This is a genomic window from Polynucleobacter sp. AP-Reno-20A-A9, from assembly GCF_018882085.1.
GTDB lineage: Bacteria > Pseudomonadota > Gammaproteobacteria > Burkholderiales > Burkholderiaceae > Polynucleobacter.
The window spans coordinates 46,085-48,064 of record NZ_JACVPB010000012.1 but is presented as its reverse complement, the minus strand read 5'-3'; the positions used below and the strand labels follow the sequence as shown (position 1 = coordinate 48,064).

Below are 1,980 nucleotides of genomic sequence, written 5' to 3'. Positions count from 1 at the left end.
TCCAGAGCTTGCTAGATTCTGACCTAATACGAAGCCTCTGACGGTAGTGCTCAATGTTGGGTTCGCATCACCGTAAGTCTTCAGAGCATCATTAGCGACCACGGTCAGGTGGGCTTTGTTAATGGTTAAAGTGCCAGACCTAAAGGTGGTGAAGTCATAGTTATTGGCACTTAAGGTACCGATTGCAGCAGTAATCGTTGCAGTACCTGCTCCGGTACTTTCAGTTGCTGCAGTGCTAGCAACGCCGCTGCCAGTCACTCCAGAGCTTGCTAGATTCTGACCTAATACGAAGCCTCTGACGGTAGTGCTCAATGTTGGGTTCGCATCACCGTAAGTCTTCAGAGCATCATTAGCGACCACGGTCAGGTGGGCTTTGTTAATGGTTACCGCGTTACTGGCACTTGCTGCTGTCATATCAGGCAACTGATAATTGCTTGCTGTGCCCTTGCACACCACTCCAGAACAATCACCTAAAGTAATTGCAGTCAGGTAACTAGCATTCGCTACGTTAGGGCTATTGCTGGTGGCACCACTATAGGTCAAGGTTTGATCGCCAACACCAGTAGTAATTGTGACTTGACTACCAGTGAAAGTATTGTAACTATCGTAAGTCTTAACAGCTGATAATCTGACAGTAGCTGGGGTGATAGTAAGTAAACCACTATTATCGTAGTTAATCTTAAATCCAGGCAATGCTGTTAAGCCATTCGCTTTGATTGTATATGGGCCGCCTACAACATCAGCCTTTGCTCCAGAGCCTGAAGAAGTAATTTCTAAAGCCCCAGTCAGAATAGACTCAACCGGGGTATCTAAAAACACATTGCCATAGTTAATAGCCGATATCGGACTACCGCTAACTTCATAATCTTTCACAATAGATTTAACCTGGCCATATACCTTGCTGTCATCGACGGTGGTAATGGTAATAACACCGAGTTTGTTAAATACATAAGCATTACCAGTTATCAAAGCAGGATCTAGCGTTTGAGAATTTGATCCCCAGTAGGCTACAGATCCACTAACAAGACCGTTAAATTGATCTTTATCTGGGTTTTGGGAGTAAATAACCCATCTAGAGCCATCGCCTAGGTTTGTAATTGCACTAGGACCACTCAAGTTTTTGAAGTTACCTGAAGCATCTAATACCAATGTTGTATTGCCTCCAGTGTTGGAAATTAATCCGTCACTTGTAATAGTGACATTACCGCCACTAATGATATTGGTCGAATTAAAGAGCGAAATATTGCCACCGATTGTGATGTCGCCTGTGTTGCCACTTCCTATAACAAGTGATCTATAAAAGCCGCCAAATAAGCTTCTGCTATCCGAGAAAAATTCCTCCGGCAATGATAGGAGCCCTCTGCCAGACCCCAATCCAATGCTTGCGCCATTTGTATAAGTGTCTACAAGTAGGATTCCGCCTTTATTGAGAATCGATTCTGGATTGCGTACGACAAAGGAATCTGTATTAAATGCAATTGTCTCGCTAAATCCAAGAAGAGCTGCGTTATGACCAAGAACAATAGTTGGCGAAGTGTACTGTTGCAAATTCAGTGTACGTACACCTACATTTAGATTTAACGTATCTGAGCTTTTGACAATTAATGATGAGAGCGGGTTAAGGCTACCAATGTCATTATTGAAAGTAACTATATTTGCTTTAACACTTAAAGAGTTCGAGCCTGCATTAAGCCACGGTGCATCATAGGCCCACCAGCCATTTTGCTCATCCCAACTATTGCGGTCATTAACAGTATCTTTGAAGATAATGCTGCCATTGTCAGAGACTAGATGAACGGTCTTGCCATTCCAAGTGCCTACCCATACTGGGCCATGGTAGGTTTGATCACTCATGGTTTTGACATTGGCGGCTAAGTAAGTGTCATTGGCTTCGATGGTGAGCTGATCTAAAGCAGTGCCATTGCTGCCGACGGCTTTATTAAAGTACACGGCGCCATTATTGGCTTTGACCGTCAGGCT

Annotated in this window: 1 protein-coding gene; it reads right to left on the bottom strand. The window is 43.8% G+C overall.

Going from position 1 to position 1,980, the window contains the following annotated elements:
- On the bottom strand, positions 1-1,980 hold a 1,980-nt coding region (locus tag ICN39_RS09590), incomplete at both ends, for an MBG domain-containing protein (RefSeq protein ID WP_216233813.1).